Source organism: Agrobacterium sp., assembly GCF_032092815.1.
GTDB lineage: Bacteria > Pseudomonadota > Alphaproteobacteria > Rhizobiales > Rhizobiaceae > Agrobacterium.
The window spans coordinates 41,829-43,765 of the sequence record NZ_DAMDBP010000038.1 but is presented as its reverse complement, the minus strand read 5'-3'; the positions used below and the strand labels follow the sequence as shown (position 1 = coordinate 43,765).

Here is a 1,937-nt window from a genome sequence, read left to right as displayed (position 1 = left end):
ACGGCGCATACGAACAAGTGACAGTGCATCGAGAGTGGCATCAAAATAACCAATCGTAGCGTCTGCAGTGACAGACCTGTTGTCACCTTTGGCGGCGAGATAAGACTGGAGCAGCGTTGAAAGTGGTGCCCGTTCCGGGCCTGCTAGATCAATGGTCGCGTTATGGGCTTCGCCAAGCGCAATGCTGACCAAGGTCTCGGCGACATCGTCTGCTGCGATGGGCTGGAACTGAGTGTCTGGCGCTCTCAATGAACCGTGTGTTGTGTAGGCATCGACCAAGGTTTCCAGAAATTCATAAAATTGTGTTGCCCGAACGATTGTATAATCCTGCCCGGAGGCCTTTACCGCCTCTTCTTGTGCCTGCTTGCCGCTAATGTATGGGTTGCTGGTCAGACGATCAGTGCCGACAATCGACAGGATTACGTGATGGCGGACTCCAGCTCGTTTCTCTGCAGCTATAAGATTAATAGTCGATGTGCTGAAGAAAGTGCGGATTACCTCTTCGTCGAATGACATCAGGTTGGACACATCAATAACAGCATCGGCCCCTCCCAAAACCTCATCCAAACCTTCACCCGTCAGCGTATTTACGCCAGCGCTTTGGCTTGCAACGATGGCGTCATGGCCAGCGCGACGTAACAATGCCACGGCCTTGGAGCCGATGAGGCCCGTGCCACCGATGACGACGATCTTTCTGGAAATGCTCATTGTTTCTTCTCCTTTGCTGTGGCGCTTTCGCCTCGTTCAACTTTCATTGACCGGAAGGTGACGGTGTCTCATACCTAGACTCTAATCATAGATAAAAAATATCCATGATTAGAGTCTAGGTCAACACTGTTTAAGTGGACGCTGTGTTCACGACGAGCCCGTCAGGGGGAGTGAGACGCCGGCGCGGGCAACTGTCATGCCGCGGGACAAGGGGATTGGTTCTTGGGAGGAACCGCGCGGCAATGGTTTCAAACTCGGCCGTGACCGCGCGACCTGTCGCTCAGAACAAGTCAGGTTCAAGCGCCATGATTGAGGCTCCGCCATTCTCTATGCTTTTCAAAAGTGCGTCGGTTTGTGGCAGCATGCGATGGGCAAAGAAGTCTGCCTGCACCAGTTTTCTGCGTTCCAGAGTGCCTGCGTTGTTTGCAGCTTCCTTTGCCATTTTCACCCACATCCAGCCGAAACACACCAAAGCAAACATGCGCAGGTAGTCGGTTGCTGCAGCGCCTGTAAACGTGGCATCGCCTTGTTTTGATAACAGACTGTCTGTTGCCGTTTCAAGTTGTAGCAAGGAGGCCAGCACTTTATCAGCTATAGGCCTGATGGTGTCTACTGCTGCCGCCGCTTTGATATCCTGGTGAACCAGCTTGAAAAAGCTTCGAACCACCTTTCCGTCTTCGAGTGGGATTTTGCGGGAGACGAGGTCCAATGCCTGCACGCCATTCGTCCCCTCATAGATCTGCGTTATGCGCGCGTCACGCACGAACTGTTCCATACCCCATTCACGAATGTAACCATGTCCGCCAAATACCTGTTGAGACAGGACAGCGGTTTCAAAACCGAAGTCAGTAAAGGCAGCCTTTACAACCGGGGTCATCAACGCAACGAGGTGATTTGCTTCTGCCCGGGTTGCGGCATCTGGATGGTGATCGGCGATATCCATCTGCAACGCAGTCCAGACTGCGAGGGCACGTGCCGCCTCGGTAAAGCTGCGGCCTGTGAGCAGCATCTTTCTCACATCGGGATGTTCGATAATCGGTACGGGACTGCGTGCTCCGTCGGCGGATCGCCCCTGCAGACGTTCGCGCGCGTAGTGAATGGCTTTCTGGACCGCAGCTTCCGCGATGCCAAGACCCTGAATGCCGACCATCAACCGTTCTGCATTCATCATCGTGAACATGGCATTCAAACCACGTCCAGGTTCACCGACAAGCCAAGCCGTCGCACCG

At 53.9% G+C, this 1,937-nt stretch carries 2 protein-coding genes; both read right to left on the bottom strand.

Annotated elements, in window-relative coordinates; all coding sequences use genetic code 11:
• Positions 1-708 (bottom strand): NAD(P)H-binding protein (locus tag RT613_RS18665; RefSeq protein ID WP_313617815.1); only part of this gene is annotated, 708 nt, incomplete at its 3' end.
• Positions 709-988: 280 nt separating this feature from the next.
• Positions 989-1,937 (bottom strand): acyl-CoA dehydrogenase (locus tag RT613_RS18660; protein WP_313617813.1); only part of this gene is annotated, 949 nt, incomplete at its 5' end.